Consider the following 20,065-nt stretch of genomic DNA (forward strand, 5'->3'; position numbering starts at 1 on the left):
GATTGCAATATACACTAAAATAATAGATTATCATTCTCAATTGATATTTGTGCTACAATCATAACTTTTAACCCGCATAAAGGATTTTTATGAATCGTAGCTCAAGTAATACTCATATCACAGGAGTAATCACCCTCTTTTTGCTCATTGTCTTATGGAATATTAATCGCGAATCATTTTGGGGAGATGAAGCATTTAGCGTATATTCTATTATGGGGGGGGGGCATAGCACAAGCCTAAATACTTGGGATTTTAGGAGCTTTTGGCATAATCCTAAATGACAATCACCCTTTTTTTACAATCTCCTTCTTAAAATCTACTCACATATCTTTGGTACTTTTGATTTTACGCTGCGCTTTTTTAGCACTTTATGGATACTTTTTGGCGCTATTACTAGCTATATCCTCCTCTATAAACATCATCTTGAAAAACTCGCGCTCATATATTTTGTTTTATTTCTCTTTAGCTCCAAATACTATTTATTACGCACAAGAATCCCGAAATTACGCTATGCTCCTTGCATTAGCAAGTATTTTTTGCACCCTTTTGTATTGCGTTTTTGAATCTATGTATTACAGATTAACACTCAAACGCCCTATGTATTATTTTGTAGGTATATTGATATGCGGGGTTGCAATGGTTCTAACGCATTACTACGCATATATTTTTGTGTTTTCTACGGGTATGATTGCACTTATTCAGGCTTGGCGCACGAAGCAATATTTCATACCCCTATTTATCATTTTTACCCTTATGGGTGCGATGGGGGTTATGTGGATTGGCATTCATCACTACTATGGAGACTTTTTACATCGTATGAATAGTGAATGGGTATATGATAAAAGTCTCTATTTTCTGCTTTTATCTATTCCACTCTCGGCATTGGGGAAGTTTGGCTGGATTTTCGTCATACTTTTTTACGCCTTTTGTTTTAAGCAAATCCCTCTTAAAGTATATAGGCAATACGCACCTCTGCTTTATATTGTAGGCTTAGAGCTATGTATCATCATTGCTATTTTTATGAGTATATCTCAAACGATAACAACACGCTATTTTGTGGAACTTTATCCGCTTATCTATTTATTTCTTGCAAGTATTTTGGTATACGCCTCTAGGTATGCTGTATTTTACATACCTGCCCTTACTCTTATCCTTGTAGCACATATCACAGCGCCACATATCATAAGGAGGATTTACGCGCAGCGAGTGCCTCCATCGCCACACATTTTGATTCACAAAATTGCAAACTGCCTCTCGCTTGAATAGCTTATAAGCGGTATTTACCTCAATTTGAAGCCATAGAAACACTCCTAGAACAAAAAGACTGGGACTTAATCCTTTTGTCCACACACAACAAAGATGACAAATCTTTTACCCGCATTCATAGCTTTTTAGAACAGCATAACATCAGTACAACATACAAGATTCTTTCATTTAATGGAGCGGTCGTAGTGGTAAAAAGCAATCAATAATCAAAACTTAGCGATGGAACTATCCTGCCTTTTAAAGAGGCAAGATTTGTAATATACTTTGTATCACCACAGCATTGATTAAATCAATAAAGAACGCTCCTACCAAAGGCACGACAATAAATGCCATATGACTTGGTCCATAATGTGAAGTAACCGTCTGCATATTCACCATAGCTGTAGGTGTCGCGCCTAAGCCAAAGCCACAATGCCCCGCTGCCAATACAGCCGCGTCATAATCCCTCCCACAGAATCTAAAGGTAACAAACACGGCAAAAAGCACCATACATACTGCCTGTGCGGTCAAAATCACTATCATAGGTAATGCCAATGCCACAAGCTCCCATAGATTCAAAGTCATCATCGCAAAGGCAAGAAAAAGCGAGAGCGAGACATTCCCTAGCACAGAGACTTCCCTATCAAAGACTTGATGAATATTGAGCGCACTTAGCACATTACGCAAAATCACGCCCATAAAGAGACAATACACAAATGTAGGGAGATTAAATGAGGGAAATGCACTCTTACTATAATCGCTAAGCAATGTCCCTATGAGGAGGCACATCGCAATGAGTGCTAAAGATTCTATAAAGCTAATGGGTGTAATAAGCCGCTCTTTATTGGGCGTCTCAAAGCCGTGAGAATCCTTGCTAATATGCTCTTTACCCGGAATCTTAAGATTATGCTTTTTAATCAAATAACGCGCAGTAGGTCCGCCTATAAGCCCTCCCATCACAAGCCCAAAGGTCGCACACGCCATAGCCACCTCCGTAGCTGCACCAAAATTATAAGGTGGATTTTTAAATATATCTGCCCACGCTGCACCTGTGCCATGTCCTCCACTCATCGTAATAGAACCGCCAAGCATTCCAAGCAGTGGATTTTGTCCCATTGCATAGCTCACGCCCACGCCGATGATGTTTTGCAAAAAGAGTAGTCCTACTACAACGCCTAAAAATATCACTAGCATTTTACCGCCTTTTTTTAGCGAGGCAAAATCCGCACTCAAGCCAATCGAAGAGAAAAAGGCAAGCATTAGCGGGTCTTTAAGTGAAGTATCAAACTTAAATTCAATATGCAAGAATTGATACACACAGAGGATAAAAATCGCCGCTAAGATTCCACCTACGACGGGCTCGGGAATATTGTAATCCCGTAAAACCTTTACCTTAGAGATGATATATCGCCCAGTGAGTAACACAAATACCATACATACCAGAGTGAAATAAAAATCAAAAGAGAATGCTCCAAGACGTGCAGAATCCCCCTTGATATAAAAATGTTTAATTCCCTCATTTTCGCTCTGTGTCTCTACATATAAAAATTCTAAAAATTCATCATTGCTTGCAAGAGCTTTAATCTTCTGCCCTCGATTAAGGGTATTGCCTAATATGCAGGATTCAAAAGGAGCACTATATACATTAGTATCATCTGCATTCACTATATAGTCATTCGCCCACGATGAGATGGGGTGCATAACTGATGAAGTAGCGTTAGTGCAAGGGCTCCCCCCACCCCATTGCGCCACCTCTGCATGAAGCGATGAAAACAAGCAAAGTGCGAGAAATAAAATGAGTTTGCCAAACATAAATTATTCCTTTATTTTGAATTTGCAAAAATTATAATTCGCATATTTTAATCTTCACGTAATAACATTGTATAATTTCTATTTAATCATTCTTGCAGAAGACTTAAGAAAATGTAAATAAATGCTTGGGTAGAATCCACCCTCTAACAACTACTTAAGCTTCAAATGCCTGAATGATAAGGATTGCAGAGTACAGAGAGTTCGCGTAGCTCAGTGGTAGAGCACTACCTTGACATGGTAGGGGTCGCTGGTTCAAATCCAGTCGTGAACACCATCTAGTGCAACATATTATTGCTTTAATATAAGGTATTTATGCGTATTTTTACACTTTAATTTTTTACTTGTAGTGGATAAATATTGAGTATCTTAAGTCTTAGAGTGCTTCTCCCTCAACATCTGCCAGATAATCAGCACTACGCTTATATCAATCATTACATCGGCTAAATTAAAAATCGCGAAATCAAACCAATAATGCCAATACACATAATCCACCACGCCCTCATACATAAACCTATCAAGAATATTTGAAACCCCCGCACCCACTAAGATTCCTAGTGTCACATAATGCTTTAAGAAAAAGTCGCTGCATAGTGCAAAAAGTAGCAAAAAGCACAAAAATAAAATCTGCAGATATTTTAAATACTCGCTCAAAAAACTAAACATCGAAAACGCCACACCTTTATTATATACTAACGCCCTCCCGCCTATGCTTAACACCTCGCTATCCCAAGCAAAGCCCTCAATCATAATAATTTTCACCCATTGATCAAGAGCTATACTGAATATAAAAAGTGCGGCAAACACAAGCAAATGCCGCTTACTAAGCTGATGGATATATTGTAAAGATAGCATTTGCTCACACATTGAGTTGCTTTTGAAAAAACTCTACAAGCATTTTAACCTGCCTCTCGACTATTTTAGAATCCTTACCCTCGACCAAGATTCTAAGCTTATTTTCCGTGCCAGAGTAGCGCACTAAGTGACGATTGCCACTTTGAGTAATAGAATCTAGCTTCTCTTGCAGCCCCTTAATATTTTCAAGGGGCTTTTTATGCGCTACTTTGAGGTTAAAAAGCTCACTTGGGTAGAGCTCAAAAGGATTAAGCACATCTTTTGAGCTTTGCTTACTTTGTAACAAAAGAGCTAAAACTTGCAAGGCACTCACCAAGCCATCGCCTGTTTTAGCATAATCGCTAAAAATGATATGTCCGCTATTTTCCCCACCAAAATTGAGGTTATGCTCTTGCATCATATCCCACACATATTTATCACCAACATTACAGCGATACAGGCTTATTTTATGCGATTTGAGAAACTCCTCAAGTGCCAGATTACTCATCAGTGTCGCCACAATGGCATTATTTTTTAATACACCCATTTGCTTTTGATAAAGCGCAAGTGCACCGATAAGCTTATCGCCATTGACGATATTGCCCTCGCTATCCACCACAACAAGCCTATCCGCATCGCCATCAAGGGCAAAACCCACATCAGCGCGATATGTCCGCACCTTTTGCGCTAAATCCTCTGGGTGCATAGCCCCGCACTGCTTATTGATATTGAATCCATCGGGTTCGTCATTAATCGCAATCACATCAGCCCCAAGCTCACTAAGCACGATAGGGGCGACCCGATACGCCGCGCCATTGGCACAATCGCACACAATTCTAAGCCCTCTTAACGTAAGGTGTTTGGGAAATGAATTTTTAATATGCACAATATAGCGCCCCACGACATCATCGATACGTTTTGAGCTACCAATCTCCTGTCCGCTTTTGAGTGCAGCTTGTAGGGCGGCATTATCGTGGTAGTAAGATTCTATACTCTCCTCCTCTTGCGGGGCAAGTTTGTAGCCGCAATGATTGAAGAATTTAATGCCATTGTCATCATAGGGATTATGACTAGCACTAATCATCACTCCTGCATCGCAGCGCATATCTTCAGTGAGGAAAGCCACTGCAGGAGTAGGCATAGGACCAATTTGTATCACATCATAGCCCACAGAAGTAAGGCTTGAGACAAGTGCATTTTCTATCATATAGCCGCTGCGGCGTGTATCTTTACCTACTAGAATCTTATTTGTAAGGGAATGTTGGCGGAAGTGTATCCCCGCACTCGCACCTAGGGCAATCACACTTGAAGGCGTGATAACTTCTCCGGCTCGTCCTCTCACGCCATCAGTGCCAAAAAGCTTTATATCCTTCGAGTTCATCATATCTCCTTAATGGCTTTAAACTGCATTTAATCAAACTTTTGGCACAATTTTGCCTTAATTTTTTTTAAAAAGGACTAATAGGAAATGGCAAATCATAAATCCGCACAAAAACGCATTCGACAGACAAAAACACGAACCGAGCGTAATCGATACTACAAAACGCGCATTAAAAATATTGTCCGTAATCTTAGAGAAGCAGTAGTAAATAAAGACCTTGCAAAAGCGCAAGAAGCCTTTAAAATTGCCAATAAAGAGCTACACAAATATGTAAGTAAGGGCATTTTAACAAAAAATACAGCCGCAAGAAAAGTATCGCGCCTCAATGCAAGTGTGAAAAAACTCGCACAATCTGCCTAATCACCATTTTTACAAAGGCTTGAAATGCTTGTCGATAAGCTTAAGCCCATTGTGGCGCATTATGATGAGATTTCAAACCTCCTTACTTTAGAATCCACTCTCTCTAACATCCAGCAATTAACACAACTTAGCAAAGAACAAAGCGATATAGAATCTATCGTGCAAAAGGCTAGAGCATATTTTGCCACACTTGAGGGCATTGCTGAAAATAAGACATTACTAGAGGATAAGGAGCTAGGTGAGCTTGCCAAAGAAGAGCTCAAAGATTTAGAATCTCAAAAAATCATATTAGAGGAGGAAATTAAGATTCTCCTTATCCCTAAAGATCCTAATGATGGTAAAAATATTTATCTTGAAATCCGCGCTGGGACAGGCGGTGATGAGGCGGGAATCTTTGTAGGAGACTTGTTTAAGGCGTATTGCCGCTATGCGGATTTGCAAAAATGGAAAGTGGAGATAATGAGCGCGAGTGAAAATAATGTGGGTGGCTATAAGGAGGTGATTGCACTTATCAAAGGTAATGGCGCATACTCGCGGCTCAAATATGAGGGCGGCACTCATCGAGTGCAGCGTGTCCCCGAGACAGAATCTCAAGGGCGGATTCACACTTCTGCCATCACCGTGGCGATTATGCCTGAGGTTGATGATGTAAGCGTCGATATTAATCCAAATGATTTGAAAATCGAAGTTTTCCGCAGCGGCGGGCACGGAGGGCAAAGTGTCAATACAACTGATTCTGCAGTGAGGATTACCCATATCCCTACAGGCATTAGCGTATCAATGCAAGATGAAAAATCTCAACATAAAAATAAAGACAAGGCACTAAAGATTCTCAAAGCGAGGCTGTATGAAGCCGAGATTGAAGCCCAAAATGCCCAAAATAAAGAGGTACGCAAAACACAAGTAGGGAGTGGCGATAGAAGTGAACGAATCCGCACTTATAACTATCCGCAAAATCGCCTTACAGACCATCGCATCGGCTTAACGCTTTATAGCCTTGAAGAGATTATGCTAGGTGGGCTGCTTGATGAGATTATAAATCCCCTTATCGCCCACGCCCAAAGTCAAGCAATGGGAACGACTGAATAATGCCACAAAAGCCGACAAAAAAGGTGTATTTTTGCGATGGGGCGGTGGAAGGGAAGATTCTAGAAATCCTCCGCAAACATTATAAGCTCATCTTTACCGACAAAAATCCTGATTATATCTCTTATTCTGTGATGGGAGATAATGTAACCCCTCGCGTAAAATCAAAGTCATTTTGCGTTTGAAATCAAAGTGAGGGATTTTACTTTGATTTCAAACATTAAATTTAAGTAAATTTAATAATCCCCAGCAGTAAAACTAGCCCTTTAAGCCTCTTATCCCCAACCTTTAAAAAAGCTCTATAATCTCTCTTAAGTTCTCTTGCCTTATCTTATCTCCCAGCCATTAGCCCCATCATATACTACTCATTCAAATTTGAGCGCACTTTGATTTTTCAAATATCCCTCATTCTCTCGCACTTTGCTTTATTTGCTTAGCTTCTCTCTCACTTTGATTCCTGACAAAACTATACAGATAAGATATTGAATATGATGGGATTAGAATCTTTTCCTGTGGGGAGAATGTTCGGGCGGATTTTAATTTTTGTGATTATGCGATTGGATATGATTATATGGAGTTTGAGGATAGATATATGCGCTATCCGCTCTACTTGCATTATAAAGGAGTCATGGAAAAAGCTATGAGCAAACATCAAAGCATCACTCCGCAGTTACTCAAGGAGAAAACGCGATTTTGCACCTTTGTAGTGAGTAATGGCAAGGCAGATGAGCTACGGGCGCAGTTTTTTGACTATCTTTCTCAATATGATCATATAGATAGCGGTGGAGGCTATAAAAATAATATTGGCAAACGCGTAGCAGATAAATATGCCTTTCTCAAAACAGGCAAATTCAACATCACCTTTGAAAATTCAAGCACAAATGGCTATACGACAGAAAAGTTGATTGAGGCACTCGCCGCCCAAAGCATACCTATCTATTGGGGTGATGAAAGAGTGAGCTTGCCTTTAGAATCAAGCGGGGGTGGGGTGAATGCAAAGGCTTTTATCCATTGCCGCTCACATACAGATTTCGCAGCAGTGTTAGAGCAGATTAAATATCTTAATAAAAATGATGAAGCCTACCTTGCTATGCTTTCCCAGCCTAGTTTTCTAAATAGCAATCACCAAGAAATTTTTGACAAAAAGCTTGAAGACTTTTTGCTTCATATTTTTAATCAACCTTTAGAAAAGGCTTATCGCAGAGGCTTTGGGCAATGGCGATGTAACCTAGAGAGACGTTATAAAAAAATTCAAAGAGCACGTAGATTAGCTAATAACTTTGCTCATATCTTTCAAAAGCCTATTCGAGCAATAAAATCTACCTTTCGCAAGATTCTATTGCCCTTAAAGTAAATCAAAATGAGTAATAATGGATAGCCTATTATAAAAAAGCTATCCATTATCAAGGCTTAGAAATTCAAACCACCACCAATTTTAATAGCTACATAATTAGGGATAGCCACGCCTCCCATATCTGTCTTGCCTGTGGAGTATGACAGAGCAATACCAATCAAACCTAAACCAAATCCACCACTAAAGGTTAAACCATTATCTAAGCCAAAATCCTTTGCTATACCTAGATTTAAATCCACATTTTCAAATCTTGTGCTGTGGAATCTCATCCCACCACCAACAACTTGAGAATGCACGGTCTTGGAAGCAAGAGGAAGCAACTTATTTGATGTCAAATCTGCATCGAAGGTAAATGTCAGCCAATCTAATGGGTCAAGCGACATACCCAAACGCACTTGAGGATTAAGGGAAATTTTTTCATTTGTGCTAACACCATTGCTAATATGTTTCATCGTAAAGCTTGGTGCATTGAGATTTTTAACAACCAATCCTATGCCTAAACGATTATTTATAATGTTAGGACTATAGTATGCGCCCAAATCTAGCCCAACATTAAAGCTTGAAGCTGCATTTTCTACTGAAAGTGTATCTTTGATAAGATCAGTTATATTCCCATTAAGATCCATACTATGCCTTCCACCAGCGCCAAACATAAACTTCACACTCGCACCCATGCTTATCTCTCCCGCAGATGTGCTAAAACGATATGCATAACCAATAGGTAGCTCATCAATAGCTAACAAGTGTGCATCAAACCCAGCATTGTCTGTTACATCATTAAGATTAGTGGAATTATCGGGTATATTTCCCCAACCACTCAAAGAAGTATAAATATTTTTAAAATAACCAATGCTTAGATTATGTCCTTGCGATATAGGTAGCAATTGAAATACGATACCACTTTGAAAGGTAAGATTAGCACCTCGATTTAGTGCCTCATTCAAAGATTGAGTATTCTTAATTGTATCTTGTTCCAAAATGGAGTCGTCAAACATCGTGAAAAGCCCACTATCCATAAGTGTTGCACCCACATTCCAACCAACTTTAGCGTGTTTTGCAGGTTCTGCTGCAAGTAATGCAGGATTATAATATAAACCCCATTGTGTTTGCTTCAGAGCCACACCAGCGCCACCCAAAGCGGCAGAGCGAATCCCCTGCCCTCCAAACTCCACAGCACAACTCAATAAAGGTGCAAGCAACATTGTGCCCGAACCTATTTTCTTATAAACTCTATTCATAGCGTCTCCTTATTACTTAATGTTAATGGATTCTCCTAATTTTACATAAAATCTATATGTAAAGCAATAAATTTCTACTGGCAATTCACACATTCTACACTTCTATCCATAATCTGCTCTTCTGCTTCTGGGCTTTGAGAGCGCAGATAATAGGTGCTTTTTAAGCCTAATTTCCACGCAAGCATATAAACATCATTGAGCATTTTACCACTTGCCTTATCAAGCCGCACAAAAATATTTGTGCTTTGCCCCTGATCAATCCATTTTTGTCGCACAGCAGCAGCCTTAATAAGCAATGTTTGGTCAATATCATAAGCAGACACATAATAATTCCACGTATCCAAATTAAGATGTGGCACAACTGTGGGAATAAGCCCGCTTAAATTTTCTTCATACCATTTTTTGCGATAAATAGGTTCAATAGTTTGTGTTGTCCCTACTAAAATGCTGATGGAACTTGTAGGGGCGATTGCCATTAAATAGCCATTGCGCATACCTTGTGTTTTTACCTTTGCTCTTAGAGATTCCCAATCGCATTGTTGTGAGAAAAGCCCTCCTCTATCAACAAGCTTTAGCGCTTCTTTATTAGCTAAATCAATAGGAAAAACTCCCTTGCTCCAATTACTCCCTTCAAACTGCGGATATATGCCTTTTTCTTGAGCCAAATCTGCGCTTGAATTGATTGCATAGAAACTAACAATTTCCATTACTTCATCAATTTTAGCTAAATGCTCTTCGCTTCCCCATTCAATTCCAGCTCGTGCTAACATCTCTGCTTCACCCATTACACCAAGCCCAATAGCACGATTACGCATATTAGTAACCTTTACCTTACGATTGGGATAGAAATTCAAATCAATTACATTATCAAGCATTCTAATGGCAATAGGCAGCACACGCTCAATATCCTCTTTAGCGTGGATTTTGCTTAAATTAATACTTGCTAGATTACACACAGCTGTATCACCTCCTTGCGCAATACGAGAGGTAATAAATACCTTTTTGCCATTAACAGAATCTATACTTGTAAGCTTATTTGCTCTTTTTGAAATGCCACTATCAACCTGTATCTTTTCTTGTTCATCATAGATACTCTTGCTTCCATCTTCAAACTCCACTTCCACCACGTAATGATTAGGATTAGTATTTTGAAAAATCTCCGTACAAAGATTGCTACTTCTAATAATACCAACATGCGCATTAGGATTCGCACGATTAGCATTATCTTTAAAGCACAAAAATGGCAAACCAGATTCAAAATAATTAGTAAGAATCTTCTTCCATAAATCTTTAGCTAAAACACAGGTTTTTAGTATTGAATCTGATTGCTCGTATTCGATATATTTAGCCTCAAATGCCTCTCCGTAGAGTTCTGTGAGTTCAGGACATTGATAGGGGTCAAAAAGTGTCCAAAACTCATTTGCCTCAACGCGTTTCATAAATAAGTCACAAATCCACACAGCAGGGAACAGATCGTGTGTTCGCCTACGTTCTTCACCGCTATTTTTACGTAAATCAATAAAATCATTAATATCATTATGCCATATCTCTAAATACGTAGCAATAGCCCCCTTGCGTGTGCCTAGCTGATCCACAGCAATAGCCACATCATTGGCAATTTTTAAAAACGGCACAACACCACCTGCTGCATTTTTATGCCCATCAATATAGCTTCCTAGCCCTCTCACACGGCTAAAATCCCAGCCAATCCCTCCACCATACTTGCTTAAAAGTGCCATTTCCTTATACGCATCAAAAATACCCTCAATATTATCAGGTGTGCTTCCCACAAAGCAAGAGCTCAACTGATGTCGCGTAGTACGTGCATTTGCTAAAGTGGGAGTAGCACAAATGACCTCAAAAGAGGAAATCATATCGTAGAATTTCACTGCCCACGCATTACAATCAGTCTCATTTTGCGCTAAAAACATAGCAATCGCCATAAACATATGCTGAGGTAACTCAATGGGGTGGTTATTTGCATCTTTAAGCAAATATCTATCATAAAGTGTCTTGATACCTAAATAATTAAATTGCAAGTCGCGCTCGGGCTTAATATGAGAATCCAAAAATGCTAAATCATATTTTTCTTTAATTCCGCATATGAGCTTACCCTCTTTTTCACCTTGTATAAAGTAATCTTCAAGCTTCTTGTATCCCGTCCAACCCGTTACTTTATGATACAAATCATACAAAAATAATCGTGCCGCGACAAAAGTCCAATTAGGTGTATCTACATCGATTTTATCCACAGCTGTTTTAATCAATGTCTGCTGAATTTCTTCAGTGGTGATTTTATCCTTAAACAAAATCTTTGCATCAACCTCTAGCTCACTTTGGCTTACGCCCTCTAAGCCCTCTACTGCCGCGTGAGTATGCTTTTGTATCTTTGAAATATCAAGTGGCTCAATGCGCCCATTTCTTTTAGTAACTGTGATTGTATCTAGCATTTATCCCTCCATTTTTACTTATATTGCACAAACTCATCTATTCCGATTCGAAAACGTTGCTGCTGTTCTTTTCCTCTATATCCAAAGCACACTATAAGACTTACTTGTTCTTTAAAGGTATCCAAACCATAAAGCTCTTCAACCTTATTTTTCTCAAAACCCTCAATATAGCAAGTATCGATATTAAGATAACTGGCATACGCTACCATATAAGTAGCTGTAATATAAGCCTGCAATGCACTCCAATACGCAATTTTCTCATCGACAAACCCACGAGATTTGAGATAGTCTCCCAATCGCTTAGAAAAAGTCTCGTACTTACTCAAATCTATCTTACGCCTTAAAGCATTTTGTTTAGCGTATTCACTTGGCGGCACTAAATCATTTTGCAAACTCTTAAATACCACTACTTCACTCGCAGTAGTGATTTGTGGCTGGTCCCAACACAAAGGACGCAACGCCTCTTTTGCCGCTTCACTACGCACTACAATAAGCCTTGTAGGCTCCATACCAAAGGAGCTAGGAGCCATTCGCCCTACTTCTAATATCTCATCAAATTGTTCTTGAGGAATTTTCTTTTTGTCATCAAAAAGTTTACACGCGTGGCGAAAATAAATAGATTCTAAAAAATGATTCATAATATGCTCCCTTGTTCTTTTGAAAGAAATATGTTTCAAGGAGAGCTACTCCTTGAAAAAGGAATATCGACTTTTTGATTTATTTTTTTGATCTTTTCCTCATATTTGGTTCTAAAATTTTCTTGCGAATTCGAATATTTTGGGGCGTTACTTCTAAAATCTCATCATCTTCTATCCATTCTAGTGCCCTCTCTAACGTTAAATCTCGCGGTGGCACAAGCTTAATCGCCTCATCAGCCCCGCTGCTGCGCATATTTGTGAGATGTTTTGCCTTAATGGGATTAACATCTAAATCATTATCCCTGCTATGCTCCCCGATAACCATTCCCACATAAACTTTGGTTTGCGGCGTGATGAAAAGCACTCCTCGCTCTTGGATATTAAAAAGTGAAAATCCTGTCGCTTCGCCATTTTCCATACTTACAAGCGCACCATTCTTACGAGATTCTACATTGCCACTAAAAGCGCGGAAATCTAAAAAGCTATGATTCATCACACCCTCACCCTTTGTATCTGTTAAAAACTCGCTACGATAACCAATCAGCCCACGCGCGGGAATCTCAAATTCAAGCCTTGTATAGCCATCATTCATAGGATTCATCGCTTTCATCTCTGCCTTTCTGCGCCCTAACCGCTCAATAATTGCCCCGCTAAAGTCTTGCGGCGTATCAATGACTAAATGCTCGAAAGGTTCACATTTCACGCCATCAATATCTTTGATAATTACTTCAGGGCGCGAGATACTAAACTCAAAGCCCTCACGTCGCAAATTCTCCGCCAAAATAGTGATTTGTAGCTCCCCGCGCCCACTCACGCGGAATTTCCCTTCCCCCATCTCCTCGCAACGCATAGCGATATTAGTTTGCATTTCCTTAAGTAGTCTATCTTTGAGCTTATTTGCCGTTACGTGCTTACCCTCTAGCCCGGCTAATGGGCTATCATTAACCGCAAAATATACACTCATTGTTGGCTCTTCAAGGTGCATAGGATCAAGGGGCATAGGATTACTAGGATCAACAATAGAATCCCCCACATCAATGGCATTGAATCCCGCAATCGCCACAATGTCCCCAGCCTGTGCAGATTCTATCTCTGTGCGCGCTAAGCCTAAGAATCCTATGAGCTTGGTAATGCGCCCTGTCTCTTTCTCGCCATCACTTTTTGCAAGCATTACATTTTCATTCTTTTTTACACGTCCATTAAACACCCTCGCAATGCCAATTTTGCCCACATAGTTATCATAATCAAGTGTGAAAATCTGCATTTGCAGCGGACTTTCACTATTGCCGCTAGGCGCAGGGACATATTCTAAAATCGCCTCAAAAAGCGGCTGCAAATCTTTCTTTTCATCATTTAAATCTTTTATCGCATAGCCATCTCGTGCAGCAGCGTAAATCACGGGAAAATCAAGCTGAAAATCACTCGCTTCCATTGCTACAAATAAATCAAAGACTTCATCTACTACCCTATCTGGCTCGGCAGCAGGTTTGTCAATCTTATTTACTACGACAATGGGGCGGATTCCAAAGCTTAGAGCCTTTTTGACGACAAATTTTGTCTGCGGCATTACGCCCTCTTGCGCATCTACAAGCAATAGCACACCATCGACCATTTTTAGCACCCGCTCGACCTCTCCGCCAAAGTCCGCGTGTCCGGGCGTGTCTATGATATTGATTTTTGTGCCTTTGTAGTTGATAGCGGTATTTTTAGAGAGTATCGTAATACCTCGCTCTTTTTCTAAATCATTGCTATCCATTACACGCTCATCAATTTGCTCCCTCTCGCTAAAAGTACCTGATTGCGTGAGTAAACCATCTACAAGCGTTGTTTTGCCATGATCTACGTGGGCTATAACTGCGATATTTCGTATGTTTTGCATAGGATTTCTACTTTCAAAATGGAGATTAAAAGCGGGATTATAGCAAAAAATATGTCTCCAACAATAAATAGGCACATTTCACTTAAATCAAATCTACACTGAATATAAAACTCTCTCATTCAAGTGATTTGAAACATAAAGCATTAATCTCCAATAAGCAAAGCTACCACTCCTCCCCAATGCCTAGCATAATGCACTTGTCAAATCGCGGCAATACACAATAAGCAAAGATTTCCTTCCCTATACCAAAAGATTCTATATCTGTCAAATACCGCCCATCAAAATTGAGATAAAAGCTCATTTTGTCATCTAGATTCATTTTTGCCCCTATGCCTACACCGCCCAAATGGCTATACTTAATAAATTCAGCTATATACGCCCTTATAAGCACTATCCACTCCCGCATAGTTTCTTTATCTACCTGTTTCAAACCGCGATACACGCTATATTCAATAATGGGACGTGAGGAATAAAAGGGATAGTTTTTTTCTAAAGATTGCTTCCGTACCACCTCGACATAATCGCGCAGTATGGGAGCATCTTGCTCTAAATAGTAGCTACCATCTTTAGGAAATCTAAAAGGATTAGGAGGCTCATTGACCACAGCATTACCTCCTGCATAGCACATAGCACAACCCAAGCTCCACATAAAGCCACAAATGCACAGGCGGCTTAGGATTCTATACATCTTGATTAATCATTGCTTCAAAGCTTGTGAAGTATAACTCACTGATTTCTTGTAAAGAGAGGTTTATCTCATCACAGCAGAAATGGTCTCCGCCAACGCAGCCAATCTCGTGTAGAGGTATTTTATGCTTCTTTGCCATTTGTGTAAGCAGAGCGAGATTCTCAACTGCAATTTCCACGATAATACAGCTTTGAGATGGTGCAAAAAGCACTTGTGATGGCAAACTCGTATGCACATTACAGCCCATAGGCCTATGCTCTCCATTGCCTAATGCCATTTGCGCTAAAGTAATGGCTAAGCCCCCCTCACCTATATCTTTTGCCGCTTTGAGAATCTCCAAACTCACCGCCTCTAACATAAGATTCCACAATGCTGATTCCTTATCTAAATCAATGCTTGGGATACAGCCATAAATGCGCCCCTCACAAAGCTTTTGTGCCAAAGAGCCTCCAAATTCCGCTTTTGCCTCCCCTAGTAGCACGATCACATTACCTTGTGCTTGAAAAGATGAGGGGATTACCCTCGAGACATCATCTATTAGCCCCACACTCACAATGCTTGGCGTAGGATAAATATCTATGCCATCGCTTTGATTATATAAAGACACATTACCGCTTACCACAGGGGTATTAAGTGCCTTACACGCTTCTTTAATGCCCTCACATACTTCTTTAAACGCCCACATCACTTCAGGATTCTGCGGTGAGCCAAAGTTAAGGCAATCGCTGATTGCTAAAGGTTTTGCACCATTAACAATAGAATTGCGTCCAGAGGTAGCCACGGCGATTTTCGCGCCGTTTTTTGGATTAAGATAACAATATCGCATATTGCAATCCACACTCATACTTATGCCTACTTTGCTATTCTTGATGCGTATCATACTCGCATCGCCACTTCCTGCGGAAGTAATAGTATTACTCTGCACACTGCTATCATATTGGCTATATACCCATTTTTTATTAGCGATTTCCACACTGCCAAGCAACATAAGGAAAATCTCTTGTGTATTTAAATGTGTCTCAAGGTGATTTGCCTTGTGTGTTTGAGGTGGCTTTGCCCTCACAGGCATATCAAGCACAGGCATATTCTCGTTTAGCTCAGCGATAGGAATCTCCGCACATTTCTCCCCCTCCCAAAATAATTCCATAATGCCACTTTTTGTAACCTCTCCAATAATCGCCGCGTCAATCTCCCATTTTTCAAATATGCTCAGCACTCGCTCCTCACAGCCTTTTTTCGCACAGATGAGCATTCTCTCTTGGGATTCACTCAGCATTAACTCATAAGGATTCATACCTGCTTCACGCATAGGCACTTTATCAAGATGAAGTATCATACCGCTTCTGCTACGTCCTGCCATTTCAAAGCTAGAGCTTGTAAGCCCCGCTGCGCCCATATCCTGAATCCCCACGATTAAATCCTGTTTAAAAAGCTCCAAACACGCTTCAAGCAAAAGCTTTTCTGCAAATGGGTCTCCCACCTGCACGGCTGAACGCATAGCCTTTGCTTGAGAGCTAAAGCTATTAGAGCTCATCACTGCGCCGCCTAGCCCATCTCTGCCGGTTTTACTCCCTACATAAATGACAGGATTCCCCACACCCTCTGCTCGTCCGTAGAAAATCTCATTTTTCTTTGCCAAGCCTAAACAAAAGGCATTAACCAAAATATTGCCATTATAGCAAGATTCAAAGCTCATCTCCCCACCGATAGTAGGCACACCCATACAATTCCCATAGCTACCTATGCCTTCTACCACGCCACGCAGTAAATAACGATGTTTGCGCCCTAGTGCGCCATTGTCATTAATATCGCCAAATCGTATGGAGTTTAGAGAAGCCACAGGACGCGCGCCCATAGTGAAAATATCGCGCATTATGCCCCCTACTCCCGTAGCTGCCCCCGCGTGAGGCTCGATAAAGCTTGGGTGATTGTGAGATTCTATCTTAAACACGGCACAGAGGTTATTACCTATATCTATTATACCGGCATTTTCCCCCGGTCCTTGTACCACCCAAGGCGCAGATGTAGGGAATCCTTGCAAATATTTCTTGCTTGATTTATAGCTGCAATGCTCACTCCACATCGCCGAAAAAATACCCAATTCAATGAGATTAGGAGGGCGTTTAAGAATTTTCACAATCGCTTCATAATCACTCTGTGTGAGCTTGTGTGCTTTAAGTGCTTCATCAATATCTTTGATTTCACCAAGAATATGTGTAATATCTACCGCCATTATTACCTCTTTTTACTGATTTGACTTTTAATTTAATTACTGCTTTGAAATTTTGAAATAAAGCAGGTTTGGGAAAACGCGGATTCTATCACAAGTTACCCTTTTTTTTGCTTTACACAAAAAGAAGCAACGAAGTTTATTATTTTAAGTTTGCGATAAACTTTGATTAACTACAATGTGCGCTTTAATACAACTATAAAATGAGGAGAAAGCGCGGATATGAAATATATCAAGTTTTTCAAGGAACTCAACAATAAAGATGTGCCTATTGTCGGTGGTAAAAATGCAAGTATTGGCGAGATGTTTCAAGAGCTTGTAAGTGAAGGGATTAAAGTCCCCAATGGATTTGCAATCACAAGCGATGCGTATTGGTATTTGCTTGATTCTGGCGGCATTAGAGAGAAAATCGTAGAGTTACTTGATGGCGTTGATGTAACCGAAATCGATGTGCTTAAAACCCGATCAAAAAAAATCCGCGAACTCATCTTTGGGACACCATTCCCCGCAGATTTGCGTGAAGAGATTTTTAAAGCCTATGAAATACTTAGTGCGGAATATGGTATGAAAGATGCCGATGTGGCTGTGCGGAGTTCCGCTACTGCAGAGGATTTACCCGATGCAAGTTTTGCCGGACAGCAAGATACATACTTAAGCATTAAGGGCAAAACGGAGTTAATCCATTATGTAAAATCCTGCCTTGCCTCACTCTTTACCGATAGAGCCGTGAGCTATCGTGCTTCAAGAGGATTTGACCACTTTAAGGTCGCACTTTCCGTGGGAGTACAGAAGATGGTGCGCGCAGATAAGGGTAGCGCGGGAGTGATGTTTAGTATCGATACAGAAACAGGTTTTAAAGACGCGGTATTCATTACTTCAAGCTGGGGACTTGGGGAAAATGTCGTAGGAGGGACGGTGAATCCAGATGAATTTTATGTATTTAAACCTACTCTCAAAGAGGGCAAACGTCCTATTATCAAGCGACAGCTAGGGTATAAACATCAAAAAATGGTATATGCCCCACGCGGAAGCGAACACCCTACAAAAAATATCAAAACCACGCAACGTGAGATGAAAAGTTTTTCTATCACTGATGCAGATATTCTTACTCTTGCGCGTTACGCGATAAAAATCGAGGAACACTACACTAAAGAAGCCGGAGAGTATCGCCCTATGGATATGGAATGGGCAAAAGATGGTGATAGCGGGGAGATTTACATCGTCCAAGCTCGTCCTGAAACCGTGCAAAGCCAAAAAAACAAAAAAGGTGATGGGCAAAGGCTTGAAAAATTTAAATTTGTGAATCCTGAAATCAAAAAAGAAATAATCCTTACAGGCAAAGCTATCGGTGGAAAGATAGGTTCGGGCAAGGTGCGGATTATTAATGATATAGAGCATATGGATAGCTTTAAGGAAGGGGAGATTCTCGTAACGGATAATACTGACCCAGATTGGGAACCCGCGATGAAAAAAGCAGCAGCGGTAATTACTAATCGTGGCGGACGCACCTGCCACGCAGCAATTGTCGCTAGGGAAATCGGCGTCCCTGCTATTGTCGGGGCTATTGGTGCGACAGATAGACTTTATAGTGGTATGGAAGTAACCGTCTCTTGTGCCGAAGGCGAGGAAGGCTATATCTATGATGGAATCCACGAATATGAGATTGAAAGCATTGAATTAAGCAATCTAGGGAATCCTAAAACAAAAATCTATATGAATGTGGGAAATCCCGAAAAAGCCTTTAGTTTCTCACAGATTCCCAGTCACGGAGTGGGTTTAGCGCGTATGGAGCTTATCGTGCTCAATCAAATCAAAGCTCACCCCCTTGCCTTGCTTGATATTCAAAATGGTAATGCAAAGGGACTAAAAGAACGCGCAGAGATTGAGAAGATTATGTCCGGTTATGAAAACCCTAAAGACTTTTTTACTAAAAAAATCGCTGAAGGTATTGGTATGATTTGCTCTGCTTTCTATCCTAATCCCGTGATTGTCCGCACGAGCGATTTTAAATCAAATGAATATCGCGGAATGCTAGGCGGCACAGGATATGAGTCACATGAGGAAAATCCTATGCTAGGCTATCGAGGTGCGAGCAGGTATTATTCCGAACAGTATCGCACGGCATTTGAGTGGGAATGTCAGGCTTTAGCAATGGTGCGCGATGAGATGGGGCTTACCAATATGAAAGTGATGATTCCATTCCTACGCACACCTGAGGAAGGTAAAAAGGTGCTTGAGATTATGCGCCGCAATGGCTTGGAGGGTGGTAAAAATGGTTTAGAAATTTATGTGATGTGTGAATTGCCTGTAAATGTGATTTTAGCCGATGAGTTTTTGAGTATGTTTGATGGATTCTCCATTGGCTCAAACGACTTGACACAGCTTACTTTGGGTGTAGATAGAGATGGACAGCTTGTAAGCCACGTCTTTGATGAACGTAATCCTGCTATGTTTGTAATGTTTAAGAAAGCCATTGAAGCTTGTAAGCGCCTTAATAAATATTGCGGTATATGCGGACAAGCCCCAAGCGATTATCCAGAAGTAACTGAATTTTTAGTGAAAGAGGGCATTAGCTCTATTTCTCTTAATCCCGATTCGGTAATCGCCACTTGGCAAAAAGTCGTAGAGGTAGAAAAAACGCTAAAATAACTTCTAGAGGCTTTTAAGCCTCTATCTTCTCATTATATTTTTAAATCTTTCAAGTATTTATACCTTACAAGGATACTTTATTCCTGCATTTGCCCACCCCGTTTGAAAGATATGCCTTCCCTCCCTCATAGGCAAAGAAAGTTCTTTATATAGTTCCCCCTTTAAAAAAAGGGGGGCATCCTTGAAACAGAGGGGGATATAAAATCTGTAAGCAGAAACCAAAT

16 protein-coding genes, 1 tRNA gene and 1 pseudogene are annotated in these 20,065 nt (G+C 40.4%); 9 read left to right on the forward strand and 9 right to left on the reverse strand.

What is annotated here, in order from left to right; genetic code table 11:
- Nucleotides 1-89: 89 nt before the first annotated feature.
- Both QZ289_RS04005 and QZ289_RS04010 read left to right on the forward strand, forming a co-directional pair.
- Nucleotides 90-281 carry a hypothetical protein gene (locus tag QZ289_RS04005; RefSeq protein WP_295699475.1) on the forward strand — a complete coding sequence of 64 codons (192 nt, stop codon included), beginning with the start codon at nucleotides 90-92 and terminating at the stop codon, nucleotides 279-281.
- A gap of 100 nt (nucleotides 282-381) precedes the next feature.
- Entirely contained in the window at nucleotides 382-1,266 is an 885-nt protein-coding gene (locus tag QZ289_RS04010) for a hypothetical protein (RefSeq protein WP_295699476.1), read from the forward strand.
- A 237-nt stretch (nucleotides 1,267-1,503) separates the two neighbouring features.
- Here QZ289_RS04010 and gltS read toward each other — a convergent pair whose 3' ends face one another.
- Nucleotides 1,504-2,742 (reverse strand): sodium/glutamate symporter, encoded by a 1,239-nt coding sequence (gene gltS, locus QZ289_RS04015; protein WP_295699541.1) that lies wholly within the window; start codon nucleotides 2,740-2,742, stop codon nucleotides 1,504-1,506.
- A gap of 514 nt (nucleotides 2,743-3,256) precedes the next feature.
- Here gltS and QZ289_RS04020 point away from each other — a divergent pair.
- Nucleotides 3,257-3,331, forward strand: a tRNA-Val gene (locus QZ289_RS04020).
- Nucleotides 3,332-3,423: 92 nt separating this feature from the next.
- On the opposite strand, the gene lspA is transcribed toward QZ289_RS04020, so the two are convergent.
- Nucleotides 3,424-3,921, reverse strand: a complete 498-nt coding sequence (gene lspA, locus QZ289_RS04025; protein WP_295699479.1) for a signal peptidase II — start codon at nucleotides 3,919-3,921, stop codon at nucleotides 3,424-3,426.
- The gene (gene glmM, locus QZ289_RS04030; RefSeq protein ID WP_295699543.1) at nucleotides 3,914-5,254 is read right to left on the reverse strand and encodes a phosphoglucosamine mutase; all 1,341 of its coding nucleotides are present in this window, start codon (nucleotides 5,252-5,254) and stop codon (nucleotides 3,914-3,916) included. Before glmM ends, lspA begins: the two co-directional genes overlap by 8 nt.
- 102 nt (nucleotides 5,255-5,356) lie before the next feature.
- Here glmM and rpsT point away from each other — a divergent pair, with 102 nt between their 5' ends.
- The 5 genes and pseudogenes from rpsT to QZ289_RS04055 all read left to right on the forward strand — a co-directional run bounded on the left by rpsT (nucleotide 5,357) and on the right by QZ289_RS04055 (nucleotide 8,069).
- Nucleotides 5,357-5,629, forward strand: a complete 273-nt coding sequence (gene rpsT, locus QZ289_RS04035; RefSeq protein WP_295699481.1) for a 30S ribosomal protein S20 — start codon at nucleotides 5,357-5,359, stop codon at nucleotides 5,627-5,629.
- 24 nt (nucleotides 5,630-5,653) lie between these two features.
- Nucleotides 5,654-6,718 carry a peptide chain release factor 1 gene (gene prfA, locus QZ289_RS04040; RefSeq protein ID WP_295699483.1) on the forward strand — a complete coding sequence of 355 codons (1,065 nt, stop codon included), beginning with the start codon at nucleotides 5,654-5,656 and terminating at the stop codon, nucleotides 6,716-6,718.
- Nucleotides 6,718-6,900: a hypothetical protein gene (locus QZ289_RS04045; RefSeq protein WP_295699485.1), complete on the forward strand. Its 183-nt coding sequence runs from the start codon at nucleotides 6,718-6,720 to the stop codon at nucleotides 6,898-6,900. The genes prfA and QZ289_RS04045 overlap by 1 nt, the downstream gene beginning before the upstream one ends.
- Nucleotides 6,901-7,217: 317 nt before the next feature.
- A pseudogene (locus QZ289_RS04050) lies at nucleotides 7,218-7,274 on the forward strand (hypothetical protein); the annotation flags it as partial.
- 69 nt (nucleotides 7,275-7,343) lie between these two features.
- Entirely contained in the window at nucleotides 7,344-8,069 is a 726-nt protein-coding gene (locus QZ289_RS04055) for a glycosyltransferase family 10 (RefSeq protein WP_295699488.1), read from the forward strand.
- A 56-nt stretch (nucleotides 8,070-8,125) separates the two neighbouring features.
- Here the strand turns inward: QZ289_RS04055 and traF are convergent, their stop codons facing one another.
- The 6 genes from traF to purL all read right to left on the reverse strand — a co-directional run bounded on the left by traF (nucleotide 8,126) and on the right by purL (nucleotide 17,195).
- Nucleotides 8,126-9,307, reverse strand: coding sequence for a conjugal transfer protein TraF (gene traF / locus QZ289_RS04060; RefSeq protein WP_295699490.1), 1,182 nt, complete (start codon nucleotides 9,305-9,307; stop codon nucleotides 8,126-8,128).
- Between the two features lie 74 nt (nucleotides 9,308-9,381).
- Nucleotides 9,382-11,757: a ribonucleoside-diphosphate reductase subunit alpha gene (locus QZ289_RS04065; protein ID WP_295699491.1), complete on the reverse strand. Its 2,376-nt coding sequence runs from the start codon at nucleotides 11,755-11,757 to the stop codon at nucleotides 9,382-9,384.
- Between the two features lie 14 nt (nucleotides 11,758-11,771).
- Nucleotides 11,772-12,395 carry an NAD(P)H-dependent oxidoreductase gene (locus tag QZ289_RS04070; RefSeq protein ID WP_295699493.1) on the reverse strand — a complete coding sequence of 208 codons (624 nt, stop codon included), beginning with the start codon at nucleotides 12,393-12,395 and terminating at the stop codon, nucleotides 11,772-11,774.
- A gap of 79 nt (nucleotides 12,396-12,474) precedes the next feature.
- Nucleotides 12,475-14,274 (reverse strand): translational GTPase TypA, encoded by a 1,800-nt coding sequence (gene typA, locus QZ289_RS04075; protein ID WP_295699495.1) that lies wholly within the window; start codon nucleotides 14,272-14,274, stop codon nucleotides 12,475-12,477.
- Nucleotides 14,275-14,437: 163 nt separating this feature from the next.
- A complete protein-coding gene (locus QZ289_RS04080) occupies nucleotides 14,438-14,962 on the reverse strand; it encodes a hypothetical protein (RefSeq protein WP_295699498.1) in 525 nt (174 codons plus the stop codon).
- Entirely contained in the window at nucleotides 14,955-17,195 is a 2,241-nt protein-coding gene (purL, locus tag QZ289_RS04085; RefSeq protein ID WP_295699500.1) for a phosphoribosylformylglycinamidine synthase subunit PurL, read from the reverse strand. Before purL ends, QZ289_RS04080 begins: the two co-directional genes overlap by 8 nt.
- Nucleotides 17,196-17,414: 219 nt before the next feature.
- Between purL and ppsA the strand changes: the two genes are divergently transcribed.
- Entirely contained in the window at nucleotides 17,415-19,841 is a 2,427-nt protein-coding gene (ppsA, locus tag QZ289_RS04090; protein WP_295699502.1) for a pyruvate, water dikinase, read from the forward strand.
- Nucleotides 19,842-20,065 lie beyond the last annotated feature (224 nt).

This window comes from uncultured Helicobacter sp. (assembly GCF_910577135.1).
Taxonomy (GTDB): domain Bacteria; phylum Campylobacterota; class Campylobacteria; order Campylobacterales; family Helicobacteraceae; genus Helicobacter_C; species Helicobacter_C mastomyrinus.

What these genes read in the sequence shown, in the direction of transcription:
- QZ289_RS04005 (WP_295699475.1), top strand. Translation starts at nt 90, where the DNA reads ATGAATCGTAGCTCAAGTAATACTCATATCACAGGAGTAATCACCCTC.
- lspA (WP_295699479.1), bottom strand. Translation starts at nt 3,921, where the DNA reads ATGTGTGAGCAAATGCTATCTTTACAATATATCCATCAGCTTAGTAAG.
- rpsT (WP_295699481.1), top strand. Translation starts at nt 5,357, where the DNA reads ATGGCAAATCATAAATCCGCACAAAAACGCATTCGACAGACAAAAACA.
- prfA (WP_295699483.1), top strand. Translation starts at nt 5,654, where the DNA reads ATGCTTGTCGATAAGCTTAAGCCCATTGTGGCGCATTATGATGAGATT.
- QZ289_RS04045 (WP_295699485.1), top strand. Translation starts at nt 6,718, where the DNA reads ATGCCACAAAAGCCGACAAAAAAGGTGTATTTTTGCGATGGGGCGGTG.
- QZ289_RS04055 (WP_295699488.1), top strand. Translation starts at nt 7,344, where the DNA reads ATGGAAAAAGCTATGAGCAAACATCAAAGCATCACTCCGCAGTTACTC.
- traF (WP_295699490.1), bottom strand. Translation starts at nt 9,307, where the DNA reads ATGAATAGAGTTTATAAGAAAATAGGTTCGGGCACAATGTTGCTTGCA.
- QZ289_RS04065 (WP_295699491.1), bottom strand. Translation starts at nt 11,757, where the DNA reads ATGCTAGATACAATCACAGTTACTAAAAGAAATGGGCGCATTGAGCCA.
- QZ289_RS04070 (WP_295699493.1), bottom strand. Translation starts at nt 12,395, where the DNA reads ATGAATCATTTTTTAGAATCTATTTATTTTCGCCACGCGTGTAAACTT.
- typA (WP_295699495.1), bottom strand. Translation starts at nt 14,274, where the DNA reads ATGCAAAACATACGAAATATCGCAGTTATAGCCCACGTAGATCATGGC.
- QZ289_RS04080 (WP_295699498.1), bottom strand. Translation starts at nt 14,962, where the DNA reads ATGTATAGAATCCTAAGCCGCCTGTGCATTTGTGGCTTTATGTGGAGC.
- purL (WP_295699500.1), bottom strand. Translation starts at nt 17,195, where the DNA reads ATGGCGGTAGATATTACACATATTCTTGGTGAAATCAAAGATATTGAT.
- ppsA (WP_295699502.1), top strand. Translation starts at nt 17,415, where the DNA reads ATGAAATATATCAAGTTTTTCAAGGAACTCAACAATAAAGATGTGCCT.